Annotated in this window: 15 protein-coding genes; 5 read left to right on the top strand and 10 right to left on the bottom strand. The window is 73.6% G+C overall.

Annotation, left to right across the window (positions count from 1 at the left end):
- Positions 1-266: 266 nt before the first annotated feature.
- Entirely contained in the window at positions 267-1,436 is a 1,170-nt protein-coding gene (locus OHA89_RS13200) for a C40 family peptidase (RefSeq protein ID WP_266614984.1), read from the top strand.
- Here the strand turns inward: OHA89_RS13200 and OHA89_RS13205 are convergent.
- Genes OHA89_RS13205 through OHA89_RS13225 form a run of 5 tightly spaced genes read right to left on the bottom strand, consistent with a single transcriptional unit; the run spans position 1,379 to position 6,882 of the window.
- A complete protein-coding gene (locus tag OHA89_RS13205) occupies positions 1,379-2,647 on the bottom strand; it encodes a styrene monooxygenase/indole monooxygenase family protein (RefSeq protein ID WP_266614985.1) in 1,269 nt (422 codons plus the stop codon). The genes OHA89_RS13200 and OHA89_RS13205 overlap by 58 nt on opposite strands.
- Before the next feature lie 12 nt (positions 2,648-2,659).
- Positions 2,660-3,292 carry an ATP/GTP-binding protein gene (locus OHA89_RS13210; protein WP_266614986.1) on the bottom strand — a complete coding sequence of 211 codons (633 nt, stop codon included), beginning with the start codon at positions 3,290-3,292 and terminating at the stop codon, positions 2,660-2,662.
- The gene (locus tag OHA89_RS13215) at positions 3,273-3,656 is read right to left on the bottom strand and encodes a DUF742 domain-containing protein (protein ID WP_215146837.1); all 384 of its coding nucleotides are present in this window, start codon (positions 3,654-3,656) and stop codon (positions 3,273-3,275) included. Before OHA89_RS13215 ends, OHA89_RS13210 begins: the two co-directional genes overlap by 20 nt.
- Positions 3,653-4,129 carry a roadblock/LC7 domain-containing protein gene (locus OHA89_RS13220; RefSeq protein WP_215146836.1) on the bottom strand — a complete coding sequence of 159 codons (477 nt, stop codon included), beginning with the start codon at positions 4,127-4,129 and terminating at the stop codon, positions 3,653-3,655. Before OHA89_RS13220 ends, OHA89_RS13215 begins: the two co-directional genes overlap by 4 nt.
- A complete protein-coding gene (locus OHA89_RS13225) occupies positions 4,126-6,882 on the bottom strand; it encodes a nitrate- and nitrite sensing domain-containing protein (RefSeq protein WP_406366236.1) in 2,757 nt (918 codons plus the stop codon). Before OHA89_RS13225 ends, OHA89_RS13220 begins: the two co-directional genes overlap by 4 nt.
- Positions 6,883-7,269: 387 nt before the next feature.
- On the opposite strand from OHA89_RS13225, the gene OHA89_RS13230 reads away from it, so the two are divergent.
- Positions 7,270-8,043 (top strand): protein phosphatase 2C domain-containing protein, encoded by a 774-nt coding sequence (locus tag OHA89_RS13230; protein ID WP_406366237.1) that lies wholly within the window; start codon positions 7,270-7,272, stop codon positions 8,041-8,043.
- A gap of 16 nt (positions 8,044-8,059) precedes the next feature.
- Here OHA89_RS13230 and OHA89_RS13235 read toward each other — a convergent pair whose 3' ends face one another.
- Together OHA89_RS13235 and lon are read right to left on the bottom strand one after the other, a co-directional pair.
- The gene (locus OHA89_RS13235) at positions 8,060-8,506 is read right to left on the bottom strand and encodes a MarR family winged helix-turn-helix transcriptional regulator (protein ID WP_257554212.1); all 447 of its coding nucleotides are present in this window, start codon (positions 8,504-8,506) and stop codon (positions 8,060-8,062) included.
- 270 nt (positions 8,507-8,776) lie between these two features.
- Positions 8,777-11,185 (bottom strand): endopeptidase La, encoded by a 2,409-nt coding sequence (gene lon, locus OHA89_RS13240; protein ID WP_266614989.1) that lies wholly within the window; start codon positions 11,183-11,185, stop codon positions 8,777-8,779.
- A gap of 232 nt (positions 11,186-11,417) precedes the next feature.
- Between lon and OHA89_RS13245 the strand changes: the two genes are divergently transcribed.
- The gene (locus OHA89_RS13245; RefSeq protein WP_215146832.1) at positions 11,418-11,723 is read left to right on the top strand and encodes a hypothetical protein; all 306 of its coding nucleotides are present in this window, start codon (positions 11,418-11,420) and stop codon (positions 11,721-11,723) included.
- A gap of 22 nt (positions 11,724-11,745) precedes the next feature.
- Here OHA89_RS13245 and OHA89_RS13250 read toward each other — a convergent pair whose 3' ends face one another.
- Positions 11,746-12,615 (bottom strand): sulfurtransferase, encoded by an 870-nt coding sequence (locus OHA89_RS13250; protein WP_266614990.1) that lies wholly within the window; start codon positions 12,613-12,615, stop codon positions 11,746-11,748.
- Between the two features lie 43 nt (positions 12,616-12,658).
- The gene (locus OHA89_RS13255; RefSeq protein WP_266614991.1) at positions 12,659-14,083 is read right to left on the bottom strand and encodes a hypothetical protein; all 1,425 of its coding nucleotides are present in this window, start codon (positions 14,081-14,083) and stop codon (positions 12,659-12,661) included.
- 36 nt (positions 14,084-14,119) lie between these two features.
- On the opposite strand from OHA89_RS13255, the gene OHA89_RS13260 reads away from it, so the two are divergent.
- Positions 14,120-14,650, top strand: coding sequence for a hypothetical protein (locus OHA89_RS13260; protein WP_266614993.1), 531 nt, complete (start codon positions 14,120-14,122; stop codon positions 14,648-14,650).
- Here OHA89_RS13260 and OHA89_RS13265 read toward each other — a convergent pair.
- On the bottom strand, positions 14,637-15,320 hold the full coding sequence (locus OHA89_RS13265; protein WP_266614995.1) for a TetR/AcrR family transcriptional regulator: 684 nt from the start codon (positions 15,318-15,320) through the stop codon (positions 14,637-14,639). The genes OHA89_RS13260 and OHA89_RS13265 overlap by 14 nt on opposite strands.
- Before the next feature lie 165 nt (positions 15,321-15,485).
- On the opposite strand from OHA89_RS13265, the gene OHA89_RS13270 reads away from it, so the two are divergent.
- The gene (locus tag OHA89_RS13270) at positions 15,486-17,258 is read left to right on the top strand and encodes a glycoside hydrolase family 3 N-terminal domain-containing protein (RefSeq protein ID WP_266614997.1); all 1,773 of its coding nucleotides are present in this window, start codon (positions 15,486-15,488) and stop codon (positions 17,256-17,258) included.
- Positions 17,259-17,283: the final 25 nt, after the last annotated feature.

Genomic DNA, 17,283 nt, shown 5'->3' on the forward strand with positions numbered 1-17,283 from the left:
GACGGTGTGTCAAGGGTGGCCGAAGGCCATCGCGAAGCGACGCGACGACGAAGGAGGAGCGCCCTTTACAGGCCGGCCCGACCCGGGGAGACAGTGGGACTGACGGGAAACCCCCAAACCCTCCCTGATCCCGCCCCGCCGAGACCCCGACCCCCGAAGCCCCCGCCCCGTCCCCCCAACCGGGTGACCGCGCCCGGGCCCGCCGCTCCGTTGGGGGATTTGTCATATCGGGCGTGGCAGCATCAGGCGCCTCGGAGGTGATCCCCATGTCCCATCGGCCGCTTCGTGCCGCCTGCATCGCCGCAGTCGCCGCAGTGCTCGTCACCGCCGGCCCGATCCCCGCCGCCGACGCCGAACCCGGCGCGTCCGGCGAGTCCGTCGGGGTGCTGCTCACCCGGCTGCAAGGGCTCTACCAGAAGGCCGAGGAGGCCACCGAGGCCTACAACGCCACCGAAGTCGCCCTCAAGACCCGCCAGGACGAAGAGCGGCGGCTCACCGCCGAGCTCGGCAAGGCCCGTACCGCCCTCGGGTCCAAGAAGGCGCTCCTCGGCCGGTTGGCCCGCGAGCAGTACCAGGGCACCGGCGGCGGCATCTCCCCGTACGCCCGCATGCTGCTCGCCGGCAACCCCCAGGCCGCCCTGGACCAGCGGCGCCTCGCCGCCCGCGAGGGCGCCCGGCAGGCCGCCGTACTGGAGCGGCTCGCGCGCGGCGAGCGGGAGGCCGGCACCCTCGCCGGCCGGGCCCGCAAGGCCCTGGACTCCCAGCAGACGCTGGCCGCGCGGCAGAAGGAGCACAAGGACGAGGTCGCGACGCGGCTCAAGGAGGTCGAGCGGACGCTCGCCGCCCTGACCCCCGAGCAGCTCGCGCAGCTCGGCGCGCGCGAGGCCGCGGACACCGACGACGCGCAGCGCAGGCTGGTGGACTCCGGCCGGCTCCCCACCCGCACCGGTACGCCCACGGCCGCCGGCGGCGCGGCCCTCACGTACGCGGCGGCCCAGATCGGCAAGCCGTACGTGTGGGGCGCCGAGGGGCCGTCCTCCTTCGACTGCTCCGGGCTGACCTCGCAGGCCTGGGCGCACGCCGGCCGCACCATCCCGCGGACCAGCCAGGAGCAGTGGGCCACGCTGCCGAAGGTGCCGCTGGACCAGCTGCGCCCCGGGGATCTGGTGGTCTACTTCCCCAAGGCCACCCACGTGGGCCTGTACGTCGGCGGCGGAAAGGTGATCCAGGCTCCGCGGCCCGGGGCGAAGGTCAAGGTCTCGCCGATCGCCGCTAATCCGCTCCTCGGCGCCGTGCGCCCGGACCCCGACGGCAGCCCGCTCGCGCAGTTCACCCCTCCGCCGCTGCCCGAGGCGGCGGCGGAGGGGGCCGACACCGGCTACTCCGCCGAGGAGGCGCCCGAGTCCGCGACCGACGCCGAGACCGACGCCAGGTAGTCCGCCGCGTCCTCGGGGTCGTAGAAGTACGCGTCGAAGTCGGCCGGGTGGTCGAAGCCGTTGGCGAATCGATCCGCCACCGGCTGGAGCTGCCCGGCCGCCCCGATCAGGTTCAGTACGTGCTCCGGCGGGACACCGAGCATCGCGTTCGTCCACTGGGTCACCGGCTTGCCCGTGGTGAACCAGAACTTGTCGAAGGTGGCCTTCATCCACGCCTCGTCGAACGGCTTGTCCCCGTGCATCAGGATCGACGAAAGGTACGAGGCCGCGCACTTGGCGGCGGAGTTCGAGCCCTGCCCGGTGATCGGGTCGTTGGCGACGACCACGTCCGCGACCCCCAGCACCAGCCCGCCACCCGGGAGGCGCCCGATCGGGTTGCGGACCACCGGAGCGTAGCGGCCGGCCAGCGTCCCGCCCGCGTCCGTCAGCTCCACCTTCGTGGCACGCGCGTACTCCCACGGCGTGTACTTCTCCATCAGCTCCAGCGTGAGCGCCAGGTGCTCCGCCGGGTCCTTCACACCCTGGAACACGTCCAGCGGCCCGCCCGGAATGCCTTCCCAGAACAGGATGTCCGCCCGCCCGGACGTGGTGAGGGTCGGCATCACGAACAGCTCGCCGACGCCCGGGACCAGGTTGCAGCGCACGGCCTCGGTCTCCGGGTGCTCGGGGCGCGGGCCGAGTCCGTGCACGTACGAGACGGCCAGCGCGCGCTGCGGGGCGTCGTACGGGGAGCGTGCCGCGTCGCGCTCGAACATGGACACCAGCTCGCCCTTGCCGGCGGCCAGCAGCACCAGGTCGTACGTGCGGGAGAAGAAGTCGAGGTCGGCGACCGAGGCGCCGTGGATGACCAGCTGCCCGCCGCGCTGCGTGAAGGTGTCGAGCCAGCCGGCCATCTTCACGCGCTGGTCGACGGACTGCGCGTACCCCTTGAGGCGGCCGAGCCAGTCGATGGCGCGGCCCGCGTCGGGGGCCGCCACCGAGACGCCGAGGCCCTCGATCTTCGGGGCCTGCTGCTCCCAGAAGTTGATCTGGAGGTCACGCTCGTGGCGCAGTGCCGTGTCGAACATGCACTGCGTGGACATCACCCGGCCGGTGCGGATCTCGTCCGCCGTCCGGTTGGACATGAGGGTGACCTCGTACCCCTTCGACTGGAGTCCGAGGGCGAGCTGGAGACCGGACTGGCCGGCTCCTACGACAAGTATCTTGCGCATCTCTCACGTTCTCTATTCGGGAGTGGTGTCGAGGGCGTGCCCGACCAGGGTCAGCAGGGATTCGACGACCGTCGCGCGGCGCCGCGCGTCCATGATCACGACGGGGACGTGCGGCGGGATGCTGAGCGCCTCCCGCACGTCCTCGGGTTCGTACGAGGCCGAACCCTCGAAGTGGTTGACGGCGACGGCGTACGGCAGCCCGCAGCTCTCGAAGTAGTCGAGGGCCGGGAAGCAGTCGCGCAGCCGCCGCGTGTCGGCCAGGACGATGCCGCCGACCGCGCCGCGCACCAGGTCGTCCCACATGAACCAGAACCGCTCCTGGCCCGGGGTCCCGTACACGTACAGCACCAGGTCGTCGTCGAGGGTGACGCGGCCGAAGTCCATCGCGACGGTGGTGGTGTGCTTGTCCGGGGTGCCGGTCAGGTCGTCGGTCGGGACGCTGGCCTGGGTCATCACCGCCTCGGTGCGCAGCGGCGTGATCTCGGAGACGGAGGAGACGAAGGTGGTCTTGCCGACCCCGAAGCCACCCGCGACCAGCACCTTGACGGCGACGGGCGCGCGGGAGCGGTCGTACTGCCAGGGCTGGACGGGCTCGTCGGCTCCAGCGGACGGCGACACCGGCTGGTCAGAGACGGCGAAGACCACTGAGCACCCTTTCGAGCAGCGCGCGTTCGGGACGGCCGGTGCCGTGGCCCGTGCCGAAGACGCGGATCCGTCCCTGGTCGGCGAGGTCGCTGACGAGGACGCGGACCACGCCGAGCGGCAGCTTCAGCAGCGCGGCGATCTCGGCGATCGTGCGCATGCGGCGGCAGACCTCGACGATGGCGGGCATCTCGGGCATGCGGTCGGGCGCCTTGACGGGAGCCGCGTCCAGGGCGGCGACGAAGGTCTCCACCAGCAGGACCTGCGTGAAGCGGGTCCGGCCGCCCGTGAGGGAGTACGGGCGGACGCGGGCGGGACGGCGGTCGGCGCCGCGTATCGGCAGCCGGTCGGTGGCCGGACTCCTCACGGGGTTTTCTCCATCGACTGGCGCAGCTCACTGCGGACTTCGGGGGTCAGGACGTGGCCGGCGCGGCCGACGAACAGGGCCATGTGGTAGGCGACGACGCTCATGTCGCAGTCGGGCGTGGCGTGCACGCCCAGCAGGGAGCCGTCGCTGATGGCCATGACGAAGACGGAGCCGTGCTCCATCGCCACCATGGTCTGTTTGACGGAGCCGCCGTCCATGAGGGCGGCGGCACCGGTGGTGAGGCTGCCGAGGCCGGAGACGATGGTGGCGAGGTCGGCACAGGCGCCCCGCGGGCCCTTCGCGCGCGACTCCTGGGGGGATTCCGCTCCCGGGTCGGAGGACAGGAGCAGCAGCCCGTCCGAGGAGACGACGGCGACGGAGTTGACGCCGGGCACCTCCTCGACCAGGTCGGTCAGCAGCCATTGCAGGTTGCGGGCCTGGGTGCTCAGTCCGTACGTACTGGGCGCGGTCATGTGCGTGCCTCCTGTGCGGTGTCCCCCCGGTCGGTCTGCCCGTGCTGCGGCTCGTGCTCCTGCGCGTGCTCCTGCTCGAGCTCGGCGGCGGCCACGCGCCGCCCGTCCTGGGCGCCCTGGTAGAACCCGCCGAGGCGGCGGCGCAGTTCTTCGGCGTCGACCTTGCGCGGCGGCTCGGGCCGTACCTCATCCGCGCGGCCGGCGGCCACGGACCGCGGAGTCCGCTTCGGCAGGCCCTTGTCGGTGACGACCTCGGCCCCGGCGTCGGCCGGGTCGGCGGGGTGGCTGCCCTGCCGGGGCAGCCAGCTGTCCTCGGCGCTGGCATGGCTGTGCGGATCCGAATCCTGCTCCGGCTCCTGATCCGGCTCGGGCGCGGATTCCCGTACGTCGGCACCCGACTCGGCACCGGGCGCGCCGGCCGGGATCTCCGACCCGGGGTCCGGCTCACCGAAGCCGGCCACTTCCGCGTCGGGGACGACCCGCGCGAGCAACTGCTCCTCGGGACCGGGCCCGGCCGGGACCTCCGCCGCCGGGGCCTCCACGGGGACCTCAGCCGCCAGGGCCTCCACCGCGACCTCAGCCGCAGGAGCCTCCGCCGAGGCCTCCGCGAGCGGAGCCTCCGGAACCGGACCCTCGCCGCGCAGCCGGCTCGGCAGCGTGTTCTCGTTCGCCTCCGCGACCACGCCCGGCAGGTGCAGCGCGGGCGCGCCCGGCGTGGCCAGGGCGTGCACCGGCGAGGCCGGCGGGGTGGTGGGCAGCAGCGCGGCCGGGACGACCACCATCGCCTCGGTGCCGCCGTGCCGCGGAGCGCGCAGCTCCGCGGTGACCCCGTGGCGCGCCGCGAGGCGTCCGGCCACGTACAGGCCGAGGCCCAGGCCGTGTTCCGCCTCGGGCTCCTCGTCGTAGGCCTCGGGCGTGGACAGCCGGGAGTTGAGCGATTCCAGCCGGTCCTCGGTGACCCCGATGCCCTCGTCGACGACGGACAGCACCACGTCGCCGGAGTCCAGCAGCCACCCGGACACCTTGACCTTGACCTCCGGCGGCGAGAACGTCGTCGCGTTCTCCAGCAGCTCGGCGAGGACGTGCGAGATGTCGTCAGCCGCGTGCCCCGCGACCTGGGTGTACGAGGGCAGCGCCGCGAGGTCGACGCGCTCGTAGCGCTCGATCTCGCTCACGGCCGCCCGCATGACGTCGACCAGCGGCACCGGCAGCCCCTGGCCGTGGCCGTGCTCCTGACCGGCCAGGACCAGCAGGTTCTCGTTGTGGCGGCGCATCACGGTCGCCAGGTGGTCCAGCTTGAACAGGGTCGCCAGGCGGTCCGGGTCCTGTTCCTTGGACTCCAGCTCCTCGATGACCGCGAGCTGGCGCTCCACCAGACCGAGGGTCCGCAGCGACAGCGAGACGGAGGTCGTCGACATGATGCGGCGGTGCTCCTCCAGCCCGGCCCGCAGCTTCGCCAGCTCCTCCTCCAGCACCTCGCGGCCCGAGGCGAGCGCCTCGTTGCGGCCGATGATCCGGCGCCGGTCGGCGTCGAGCCCGGCGATCCGGGTGTGCAGGGAGACGGTCTGGTCGCGCACCGCGTTCAGGTGGCGCACGACTTCGGCGAACTCGTCGTTGCGGCCGGTGAACCGGACCGGTTCCACCGATCCCTCCGGCGTCGCCAGCCGCGCGGTGCCGCGGCGCAGCACGGACAGCGGCCGGGTCAGCGAGCGGGCAACGGCGGTGGAGACGCCGACGGTGACCAGGAACAGCAGGCCCAGCAGCGCGACCACGGTCTCGAGCCGGGTCACGTCGTCGTCGCGCTGGGCGGCGAGCGCGGAGGCGCGCTGACCGGCGAGGGTCGATTCGACGGACCGCATGCGGTCGATGCGGGCGGTGAGCGCGGAGCCCACGGCGGCCCCGTCGGTCTTGCGGTCGGCCGCGGTGAGCGTGGGCCGGTCGGTGAGCCGCTTGAGGTAGTCGTCGGCGGCCTTGACCTCGGGTCCGGTGACGGTGGCGGCGAGGGTCTGGCGCACGTCGGGCCGCGCGGCCCGCGCGAAGTCGTCCAGGGCGGCCTGTTCCCGTACCCGCGAACGCTGGGCGGCGGTGGTGAGTTCGTCGACCACGGCCGAGTTGGGGAGCTGGTCGCCGCGGGGGACGGCCAGCGCGGCGAGCAGCAGTCCGCGGGTGGACGAGGCCTGTTCCACCGCCTGGCCCAGCGGGGCCATCGGGCGGGTGGTGGCGAGGGCGGCCGTGGCGCGCGGCGGGGTCAGTTCGGCGAGCCGGTCGCCGGGGGCGAGCAGTTCCGCGAGGACTCCGGCGTAGGCCTGGTGGGCGGCGAGGGCGCTGCCCTTGCCGTCGACGGCTTCGGTGCGGACGGCCTGGACGCGGGCGAGGGTGCGGGCGGTCGCCTCGTCGGCGTCGGCCTGGACCTCGGCGAGCTGCCGGTCGGTGCGGGCGGTGCGCTCCTGGACGGGCCCCTTGGCCGCGCCGGGGCGGCCCTTGGCGGCGTACTCGACGACGGCGTCGCGTTCGTCGCCGAGGAGGTGGGCGAGGGTGAGGGTGTGCCGGGTCTGTTCCGCGAGGGTGACCAGGCGCTGGGAGTCGTTCAGTTCCCTCGTGGCGGAGACGACGGCGGGGGCGCCGGCCGCGAGGACGGTGAGGCCGGCGACGGCCACGCCTACGACCAGCCTGCGGCGCACGCGGACGCGGCGTCCTGCGGGGGCCGGGCCGTCGGTGGCGGTGCCGTTCTTCCGAGACCGCTTCTTCTGCACCGGTGCTCGCAATCCTGTACGTGTGCTCTTGCTCGTCTACTCGTGTGGCCGAGGTAACGGCCGGTCAACAAGTAAACGCCTCCTGCCCCCTCGTACCGCCTCAGACCTTTGCAGTGTGATGGGGACAGAGCCGCACATCGCCCACCCGGCCACTCGAACGAGTGAACATCACGGATGAGTTGGCGACCAACTCGGGCACCCGGTGCCAGAGCGCTTCCGTGGACAGGTGGTTGAAAGATCGATGCGGGCTTTGGCAGTATGCCCGCCCACATCGCGGGCCTCCGGCGCCCGGCCCTCCGGCGCCCCGCACGGGAGCCCGCCCGCCGCCTCGCCCGTTGGTACGGACCTACCCTCGCTCGGCGACCCCGCGCCCGGCAGAATGCCCGCATGCGCATCGACCTCGCCTCTGCCCCCGGCAGCCCGGAACGCCCCAATGAGGACTGGGTGTCGGCCGCGATCCCCGCTTCGGGCGGTGGCGTACTGGTCGCCCTGGACGGGGTCACTCCGCCGCGCGGCGAGGACGGCTGCGTGCACGGGGTGCCGTGGTTCGCGGCCCGGCTCGGCGGCCGATTGACCGAACTGTCCGGATCGCGGCGGGACATGCCGCTCGACCGGATCCTGGCGGAGGCGGTCCGCACCACGGCCGAGGCGCACCGGGACACCTGTGACCTTTCTCACGTCCGCACGCCGCAGGCGACGGTGGTCGTCGTCCGCTGGGACGAGGCGTACGTGGAGCACCTGGTCCTCTCGGACTCCGTACTGCTCCTCCAGGAACCGGGGGGTCAGGTGACGGCGGTGCTCGACGACCGGCTGGACCGGATCCCCCGGGAGGTGCTGCGGTCGGTGGAGGCGACGGACGCCCTGCGGAACGCGGAGGGCGGCTTCTTCACCGCGGCCGCGGATCCGGCGGTGGCGGCCCGGGCGGTGACGGGGCGCACCCCGCGCGGCCGGGTCCGGGCGGTGGCCGCGCTCACGGACGGGGCGAGCCGGTGGACGGACACGTTCGGGGAGGGCGACTGGGCCGAGTGCCTGGCGCTGCTGCGCAAGGAGGGCGCGGAGGGGCTGATCGGCCGGGTCCGCGCGATCGAGTCCGACCCGGCGCGCCCGTCGGCCCGGCACAAGCGGCACGACGACGCCTCGGCGGTCTACGCGGAGCTCTAGGGCCTGTGCGAGCGCTCTACGGGGTGTCTTCGCCCGCGTTCAGCTGGTTGAGGAGCCGGGCCAGTTCCGCCACCTCGCCGCGGTCCCAGTCGGCGAGTTTGCGCATGTACTGCTCGCGCCGGGCCCCTCGTACGCGCAGGAACCGCTCGCGGCCCTCCTCGGTGAGGCCGACCAGGAAGGCCCGGCCGTCGGCGGGGTCCGGCTCGCGGGCGATCAGGCCCAGCACCTCCAGGGCCCGCAGCTGGCGGCTCATGGTGGCCTTGCCGACGCCGAAGTACGCGGCGAGCTCGGTCGCCCGCTGCCGGCCGGCCGCCTCCAGGCGTACGAGGAGCCCGTACGCGGCGGGCTCCAGCTCGGGGTGGAGGGCGCGCGCCATCTCGCCGGAGGAGGCGCGGGCGCGCCGGAGGAAGACGGACAGCTCCCGCTCCAGGGCAAGGAACTCCTGGTCTTCGCTCCCGTGCACGTACCGCTCCTTCGGTGGTGGGTGAGCGGCCAGTATTTCGCAGCGGGCGGGGCTAAGCGGCCTCGGGGAAGTGGGGTGCGCCTCCGCGCCGTCCGGTGCGGTGCCTCGGCGTGCTGCCGCATCGCCCGTGTACTGGACGTACTCGGGCGATGCGGCAGTGCGGCGAGGTGCCGTGCCGGGCGGCGCGGAGGCGTGCCCCACTTCCCCGAGGCCGCTTGGGGCCCGGGACCCCGCCGCAGCGGAGTCCCGGGCCCTCGGCGTGCTTGCCGATCAGGCGGCGGCGGGGACCGTCAGCTCCTCCCGGGCCTGCGCCCCCGACAGGGCGAGCTCCAGTACCTGGCGCACGTCCGTCACCGGGTGCACCTCCAGCCCCTCCAGCACCTCGGCCGGGACGTCGTCCAGGTCGGCCTCGTTGCGCTTGGGGATGATGACGGTGGTCAGGCCCGCCCGGTGCGCGGCGAGCAGCTTCTGCTTGACCCCGCCGATCGGCAGGACGCGCCCGGTCAGCGAGACCTCACCGGTCATGGCCACGTCCGTACGCACCTGGCGCCCGGAGAGCAGCGAGGCGAGCGCCGTCGTCATGGTGATGCCCGCGCTCGGGCCGTCCTTGGGCACCGCGCCGGCCGGGAAGTGGATGTGCACGCCCCGGTCCTTCAGGTCGGCGACCGGCAGCTCGAGTTCGGCGCCGTGCGAGCGCAGGAAGCTGAGCGCGATCTGCGCCGACTCCTTCATGACGTCGCCGAGCTGGCCGGTGAGGGTCAGGCCGGCCGCGCCCGTCTCCGGATCGGCCAGCGAGGCCTCCACGAAGAGGACGTCGCCGCCCGCCCCGGTCACCGCGAGTCCGGTGGCCACGCCGGGGACGGCGGTGCGCCGCTCGGCCGGGTCCTGGGCGGACTCCGGTACGTGGTGGGGCCGTCCGATCAGCCCGCGCAGGTCGTCGGCGCCGATGCTGAAGGGCAGCTCCCGCTCGCCCAGTTCGTGCTGGGAGGCCACCTTGCGCAGCAGTCGCGCGATGGACCGCTCCAGGGTGCGCACGCCCGCCTCGCGGGTGTACTCGCCGGCGAGCTTCCTCAGTGCCTCCTCCTCCAGGACCACCTCGTCGGCGCCCAGGCCGGCGCGCTCCAGCTGGCGCGGCAGCAGGTGGTCGCGGGCGATGACGACCTTCTCGTCCTCGGTGTACCCGTCGAGGCGGACCAGCTCCATCCGGTCGGCCAGCGCCTCCGGGATGGCTTCCAGGACGTTGGCCGTCGCCAGGAACACCACGTCGCTGAGGTCGAGCTCCACCTCCAGGTAGTGGTCGCGGAAGGTGTGGTTCTGCGCCGGGTCCAGGACTTCCAGCAGGGCCGCGGCCGGGTCGCCGCGGAAGTCGGAGCCCACCTTGTCGATCTCGTCGAGGAGCACGACCGGGTTCATCGACCCGGCCTCCTTGATGGCCCGGACGATCCGGCCCGGCAGGGCGCCGACGTAGGTACGGCGGTGTCCTCGCACCTCGGCCTCGTCGCGTACGCCGCCGAGCGCGACCCGGACGAACTTGCGGCCCATGGCGTGGGCCACGGACTCGCCGAGCGAGGTCTTGCCGACGCCGGGCGGCCCGACGAGCGCGAGCACGGCTCCGCCGCGGCGGCCGCCGATGACGCCCATGCCGCGCTCGGTGCGGCGCTTGCGGACGGCGAGGTACTCGGTGATGCGGTCCTTGACGTCGCTGAGCCCGGCGTGTTCGGCGTCGAGGACGGCCCGCGCGCCCTGGATGTCGTACCGGTCCTCGGTCCGCTCGTTCCAGGGCAGCTCGAGCACGGTGTCCAGCCAGGTGCGGATCCAGGAGCCCTCCGGGCTCTGGTCGCTGGCCCGCTCCAGCTTGTCGACCTCCTTGAGGGCGGCCTCCCGGACCTTCTCGGGGAGGTCGGCGGCCTCGACGCGGCTGCGGTAGTCGTCGGACTCCTCGCCGTCCTTCTCCCCGTTCAGCTCGCGCAGTTCCTTGCGGACGGCCTCCAGCTGGCGGCGCAGGAGGAACTCGCGCTGCTGCTTGTCGACGCCGTCCTGTACGTCCTTGGCGATGGACTCGGCGACGTCCTGCTCCGCGAGGTGGTCGCTGAGCGCCTTGATCGCCAGCTTGAGGCGGGCGACGGGGTCGGCGGTCTCGAGCAGTTCGACCTTCTGCTCGACCGTCAGGAACGGCGAGTACCCGGAGTTGTCGGCGAGGGCCGACACCCCTTCGATCTGCTGGACGCGGTCGACGACCTGCCAGGCCCCGCGCTTCTTGAGCCAGCTGGTGGCGAGCGCCTTGTACTCCTTGACGAGCTCGGCGACCGCGCCCGGCAGCGGGTCCGGCACGTGCTCGTCGACGGTCTCGCCCTCGACCCAGAGCGCGGCGCCGGGGCCGGTGGTCCCGGCGCCGATGCGGACGCGCCCGCGGCCGCGGATGAGCGCACCGGGGTCCCCGTCGGAGAGTCGGCCCACCTGCTCGACCGTGCCGAGCACCCCGGTCCCGGCGTACTTCCCGTCGATCCGCGGCACGAGCAGTACCCGGGGTTTCCCTGTGCCCGCCGCGGCCTGGGCCGCTTCCACGGCCCCGCGCACCTCGGTGTCGGACAGGTCCAGCGGAACGACCATTCCGGGCAGCACGACCTCGTCGTCGAGCGGCAGCACGGGCAGAGTGAGCGTTACGGACGTCGAAGCCATGATCAACCCTCCGGCAGTGAAGTTGAGCTATGCCGACTCAATGCATGTGCGCCGCCTGTTGTTCCCCAACCCCCGTTCGCCTGGGGCGAACAGCCGGGAACTCGGATGGACGACGCCTCGGAGCGCGGATGGACGCCCTGGAGTGCACGGGGGAGGGCGGCGGCTTAGCGTCGCCGTGCGAGGCCGCGCGTCACCCGGCCGCGGCACGTGCAAGCGGTCGAGAGGAAGCTCCATGGCAGTCGTGATGACCTTTTCCTGGCCTGAGATCACGTCCGACGTCTACGACGCGGTGCGCAAGCGGGTGCGCTGGGAAGAGGACGCGCCGGACGGGTGTGTGCTGCACACCGCGTGGTTCGTCTCGGGCGGTCTCAACGTGCTCGACGTCTGGGAGTCCGAGGACCACTTCACCCGGTTCATCGCCGCCCGGATCGCCCCCGTGCTCAAGGGCGAACTGGGCGTGCAGAGCGACCCCGAGCCGCAGTTCTTCCCTCTGCACAGGCGCTTCGTCGCCCCGGGCGTCAGCGGCGGCGGCGAGTGATCCATCCGGACGCCGGGCGGGGTCAACCCCCGGCCGGGCCCGTGGCCTCGCCCGTGGCCACCGGGCGCTGGTCCGACGGCAGGCCCCACTCGCTCCAGGAGCCGTCGTACACCGCCAGCTTCCGGTAGCCGGCGAGGTCGGCGCCGAGGGCGAGGACGCACGCGGTGACGCCGGAGCCGCAGCTGAAGTAGAGCCGCTCCCGCTCTCCCGCCAACGCCCGGAAGATCTCGCGGAGTTCCCCGGCGTCCCGCATCAGGCCGCCGTCCCGCTGGAGCTCCCCGAAGGGCAGGTTGAGCGCGCCGGGCATGTGCCCGCCGCGCAGGCCCGGGCGGGGTTCGGGGGCGGCGCCGGCGAAGCGTTCGCGGGTGCGGGCGTCGAGGACGGCGGCGGCGGGGTCGGCCAGGGCCTCGGCGACCGCCGAGCTGTCGACCAGCAGCCCGGGGCGCGGGCGGGCGGTGAAGGAGCCGCGCGGGCCCTCGTACGCCGGGCGGGCGGCCTCCACGGGCAGGCCGGCGGCCGTCCAGGCGGGCAGTCCCCCGTCGAGGACGGCGACCCGGTCGAAGCCCATGGCGCGCAGCATCCACCAGGCGCGGGCGCTGGAGTAGACGCCGGCGCCGTCGTACACGACCACGGTGTCGGTGTCGCGGACGCCGAGGGCCCGCATCGCCTCACCGAACCGCGCGGCCGCGGGCATGGTGTGCGGGGCCGGGGCGTCGTGGTCGGACAGGTCCCCGTCGAGGTCGAAGGGGCGGGCGCCGGGGATGCGGTGCCCGGCGCCGCGGTGGGCGCCGACGGAGGCGTCGAAGACGACCAGCCCGGGCGCGGCGAGCCGGTCGGCCAGCCAGTCGGCCCCGACCAGCGGCCCGGACGGCTCAAGGGAGTTGGGGGTCATACGGCGGCTCCTCGACGTGGTGGGCCACATCCTGCCGCACGCCTCACGCCGGGCAGCCGCCCGGGCGGGCGTAGAGCGCGACGCGGGCGCCCCGTACGCCGGTGACCGAGCACAGTTCGAACCGGGCGGCCAGCGTCTCCCGCTTCACCACCTCGCGCGGATACGGGTCCAGCGGCTGGCCGGCCGGGTCCAGCAGGGCGATGACCCGGGGGGACGCGACGAGCGCCTCGCGGATCTCCGCCGCGGGCAGCTCGGTGCCCTGGAGGCTGTGCGAGGCCACCGGGGAGCGGTCCAGGGCCACGTCGCGCAGCCCGCCGTAGACGTCCGGCGAGGACAGCAGCCACTCGCGCCGCCGCGACGGCAGGAAGGCCACCGCGTCCCCCGGCCGGGCCCGCTCCCGGACCGCGGCGGCCACCGCGAGCACGTCGTCCTTGCGGCTCTCGGGCGTGCGCAGCCACACCGACCAGATGCCGAAGGGTACGAGCAGGGCCGCGACCGGCAGCCACGGCCACCAGCCGCGCGCCGTCGCCAGCCTGGCCCCCGCCAGCAGGGCGAGCCCGGCCAGCGCGTAGAGCACGTACCGGTCGACGTACCAGGGGTGGACCAGCGAGAGCGTCATCAGCAGCCCGGGCGGCAGCAGCGCGAGGGGCACGGCCACGCGGACCAGGAGGCTCCGGTGCCCCGCTTCCCCGAGGCCGCCCGGGTCCCGCGACCCGGCGCCCCGCGCGAGCAGCAGCACGGCGGCCACGAGCACCCCGTACGCCGCCCAGTCCTGCCAGCTCGGCCGTCCGAGCCAGCCGAGCTGCTGCTCCGCCTGCCGGGCGCTGACCAGGGCGAGGGGCAGCAGCAGGACCACGACGGCCCCGGCGGCGATGCGCCAGCCGCGCGAGCGCCAGGCGGTGAACGCGTGCGCGAGCAGGGCCAGCACCGCGAACTCGTGCAGCCAGCAGCCGAGCAGCAGCACCACCGCGTACGCCGCCCACCGCTCGCGCAGCATCAGGTACGTCGCCCACACCACCGCGGCGGCGACGAGGGCGTACGAGCGCCCCTCCTGGGCGTACATCTGCACGGGCGGGAGTACGGCGTACACGAGCCCGGAGAGCAGCGCGGCCCGCTCCCCCGCGAGCCGGTGCCCGATCGCGGCCACCCCGGCGGCCGCGAGGGCGGTGGCGGCGACGGACGGCAGCCGCAGTGCCCACGGGCCGCCGTCCCAGGCCAGGAACACCCCGTGCATGAGCAGGTAGTACAGGCCGTGCACGGCGTCCACCTGGCCGAGCAGCTCCCAGAGCCCGCCGAGCGGCCGGTGGGCCACCTGCCAGGTGACGGACTCGTCGCGCCACATGCTGCCGCCGCGCTCCAGGCCCCAGAGGCCGAGGAGGGCGGCGACCAGCGGCGGGAGCACGCGCCAGGGGGCGATGCGGCGGATGGCTGCCTCCGGGTGCTGTCGTAACGGGTGCGGGGACTCCATACTCGGGGTTCCGGGGGAGTACCTGCGGAGGTGGGTGTGCGAGCGTTGCGAGTGGTGGCGGTGACAAGCGCGGTCCTGTGCGCGGTCCTGGTCGGATGCGGACCGTCCGGTGCGGATGACGTCGACGGCCGGCCCGCGCCGACGGGCACGGCGAGCCCGGCGGCCACACCCGCTCCCACGACGGCGGGCCCGGCCCCTGCGACGACCCCCGCCACGCCCCCGGCCGCGACCGAGACCCTGGTCCGGGTCAGCCGCAGCGGCGGCTTCGCCGGCCAGACCCACACCCTCGTCGTCAAGGGCGACGGCTCGTGGACCCGGCTGGGCAGCCAGGCCGAGCCGGAGGGCACCGGAAAGCTGTCGGAGGCGGAGCTCGCGACCCTGCGCACCGCCCTCCGGGAGGCGGACTTCGCGCATCTGCCCAGGTTCGCGACGGGCGACCCGAAGGTCTACGACGGGTTCGTCTACGCGTTCGTGCACGGCGGTTTCGAGGTGGCCGCCGACGAGGAGGCCCTGGCCCCGGCCCTGAAGAAGGTACTGGAGGCGCTGCCCGGGTTCACGGCCGGCTGAGGCCCTGCGGGCCCGGAAGGGCCGCCAGACCCGTACCCGCGACCGAGATCTCCCGCAGCCGCCGGTCGAGGAAGGCGTGCAGCCGGGCCGGCATGTCCACGCTCGCGGGGGCGAGCACCCACTGGATCTGCAGGCCGTCCATGATCGCGAGGGTCTCGCGGCCGACGGCCTCGCAGTCGGTGCCGGGGCGCAGTTCGCCGCGCGCGATGCCGGCCTCCAGCAGGTCGACGGTGTAGCCGAGCACGCGGGCGTAGCGCTCCCGGAAGTACGCGTGGGCGGGATGCCCGGGGTTGCCGGACTCGCCGACCAGGGTGTTGAACATCCGGACGAGGCCGGGCCGGCGCGCGTTGTCGGCGGCGAGGGCGACGACGGTGGTGAAGTGCGCGGCCACCGAGTCGGCCGGCTCGCTGAACAGCCGCTCGATGTCGTGCCGTTCGCTTTGCGCCAGCACGGACAGCAGCAGGTCCTCCTTGCTGCGGAAGTGGTGCAGCAGCCCGCCCTGGGTGATCCCGCAGTCGGCCGCGATGCGGGCCAGCGAGGAGGCGTGGAAGCCCCACTGCGCGAAGTGCTCGACCGCGGTGTCGAGGATCTTCTGCCGACGGGCGTCACCCACCGCATAGGTCCCCCGGCCCCCGGCCTTCGGGGCCGTGCGCCCCTTGCCCTGTGCCATGCGAACACCGTCCTGTGCCATGCGAACACCCTAGACGCTGCATATTTTCGGCCACTCACACGGAGTGATCCAGGTCACTTTTAAAAACCTAGTGGGTGCATGGTTTTCACGTTTACGTTGGGGCGCCACGGTCGGCGACGCGACCGAGCCCCCTCAGGAGCCCCCATGAACACCCCCGCCTACAAAGACGCCTCGCTCCCCGTAGACCGGCGCGTCGAGGACCTGCTGTCCCGGATGACGCTGGAGGAGAAGGCCGGCCAGCTCTTCCACTCCATGCTGATGATGAACGCGGACGGCACCCCGGTCACCGAGACCGACGGCTCGATGCTCCCCTTCACCACGCCCGAGCTGATCGGGGAGCGACTCCTCACCCACTTCAACCTGCTCGGTACGTACGGGGCCCGCGAGATGGCCCAGTGGCAGAACGCCGTCCAGGAGATGGCCGCGGCCACCCGCCTCGGCATCCCGGTCACCCTCTCGACCGACCCGCGCCACGCCTTCACCGACAACATCGGCGCCTCCTTCAACGCCGGAGCCTTCTCCGCCTGGCCCGAGGCCCTGGGCCTGGCCGCCATCGGCGACCCTGACCTGGTCTTCCGGTTCGCCGACACCGTCCGCCGCGAGTACCTGGCCGTCGGCTTCCGCGTCGCCCTGCACCCGCAGATCGACCTGGCCAGCGAACCGCGCTGGGCCCGCCAGACCGGCACATTCGGCTCCGACGCCCGGCTGACCGCCGAGCTCGTGCAGGCGTACGTACGCGGCCTCCAGGGCCCGGAGCTGGGCCCCGAGTCCGTGTCCGCCATGGTCAAGCACTTCCCGGGCGGCGGCCCCCAGAAGGACGGCGAGGACCCGCACTTCGCGCACGGCAAGGAGCAGGTCTACCCGGGCGGGATGCGCGAGCACCACCTGGAGCCCTTCAAGGCGGCCATCGCCGCCGGGTGCGCGCAGATGATGCCGTACTACGGCCAGCCGATCGGCACCGACTGGGAGGAGGTCGGCTTCGGCTTCAACAAGGGCGTGGTCACCGGCCTGCTGCGCGAGGAGCTCGGGTTCGAGGGCATCGTCTGCACCGACTGGGGCCTGCTCAACGACGCGGCGATCTTCGGTCAGATGCACCCGGCGCGCGCCTGGGGGCTGGAGCACCTGAGCACGGCCGAGCGCGCGGCGCGCGCCCTGGACGCCGGCTGCGACCAGTTCGGCGGCGAGCAGTGCCCCGAGGTGGTCGTGGATCTGGTCCGCTCCGGCCGGATCGCGGAGTCCCGCATCGACGCGTCGGTACGGCGGCTGCTGCGCGAGAAGTTCCGGCTCGGGCTGTTCGAGAATCCGTACGTGGATCCGGACACGGCGGCCGAGACGGTGGGCCGGGCCGATTTCACGGCCCTGGGCGCCGCGGCGCAGCGTCGCTCGCTCACGGTGCTGACAAATCCGGAAGGAATTATTCCGCTCTCCGCGAAGCCGGAGCCTGGGCCGAGGCCGAAGCTGTACGTGCGGAACGTGGACGAGGCCGTCGCCGCCGCGTACGGCGAGGTCGTGGCCGACCCGGCCGCCGCCGACCTGGCCGTCCTGCGCCTGCGGACCCCGTACGAGCCCCGGGAGAACGTCTTCGAGTCCTTCTTCCACTCCGGCTCGCTGGCCTTCCCCGAGCCCGAACTCGCCGAGATCCTGACCCTGCTCGACCAGGTGCCGACCCTGGTCTGCATCAACCTGGAACGGGCCGCCGTCATCCCGGAGATCGCCGCGCGAGCGGCCGCGCTGATCGCCGACTACGGCGCCTCGGACGCGGCCCTGCTGGACGTGGCCTTCGGCCGCGCCGTCCCCGAGGGCCGCCTCCCCTTCGAGCTCCCGCGCTCGATGAAGGCCGTCGAAGCCTCCCGCCCCGATGTGCCGAACGACACGGAGAACCCGGTCTTCGCACACGGCCACGGACTGTCCCTCTAGGCCGGTACATCCCGCCCCCAACCCG

This window comes from Streptomyces sp. NBC_01546 (genome assembly GCF_045208355.1).
In the GTDB taxonomy this organism is placed as follows: domain Bacteria; phylum Actinomycetota; class Actinomycetes; order Streptomycetales; family Streptomycetaceae; genus Streptomyces.

Coding starts and splice junctions, on each gene's coding strand:
- OHA89_RS13200 (WP_266614984.1), top strand. CDS start 267: ATGTCCCATCGGCCGCTTCGTGCCGCCTGCATCGCCGCAGTCGCCGCA.
- OHA89_RS13205 (WP_266614985.1), bottom strand. CDS start 2,647: ATGCGCAAGATACTTGTCGTAGGAGCCGGCCAGTCCGGTCTCCAGCTC.
- OHA89_RS13220 (WP_215146836.1), bottom strand. CDS start 4,129: ATGACCGCGCCCAGTACGTACGGACTGAGCACCCAGGCCCGCAACCTG.
- OHA89_RS13230 (WP_406366237.1), top strand. CDS start 7,270: ATGCGCATCGACCTCGCCTCTGCCCCCGGCAGCCCGGAACGCCCCAAT.
- lon (WP_266614989.1), bottom strand. CDS start 11,185: ATGGCTTCGACGTCCGTAACGCTCACTCTGCCCGTGCTGCCGCTCGAC.
- OHA89_RS13245 (WP_215146832.1), top strand. CDS start 11,418: ATGGCAGTCGTGATGACCTTTTCCTGGCCTGAGATCACGTCCGACGTC.
- OHA89_RS13250 (WP_266614990.1), bottom strand. CDS start 12,615: ATGACCCCCAACTCCCTTGAGCCGTCCGGGCCGCTGGTCGGGGCCGAC.
- OHA89_RS13255 (WP_266614991.1), bottom strand. CDS start 14,083: ATGGAGTCCCCGCACCCGTTACGACAGCACCCGGAGGCAGCCATCCGC.
- OHA89_RS13265 (WP_266614995.1), bottom strand. CDS start 15,320: ATGGCACAGGGCAAGGGGCGCACGGCCCCGAAGGCCGGGGGCCGGGGG.
- OHA89_RS13270 (WP_266614997.1), top strand. CDS start 15,486: ATGAACACCCCCGCCTACAAAGACGCCTCGCTCCCCGTAGACCGGCGC.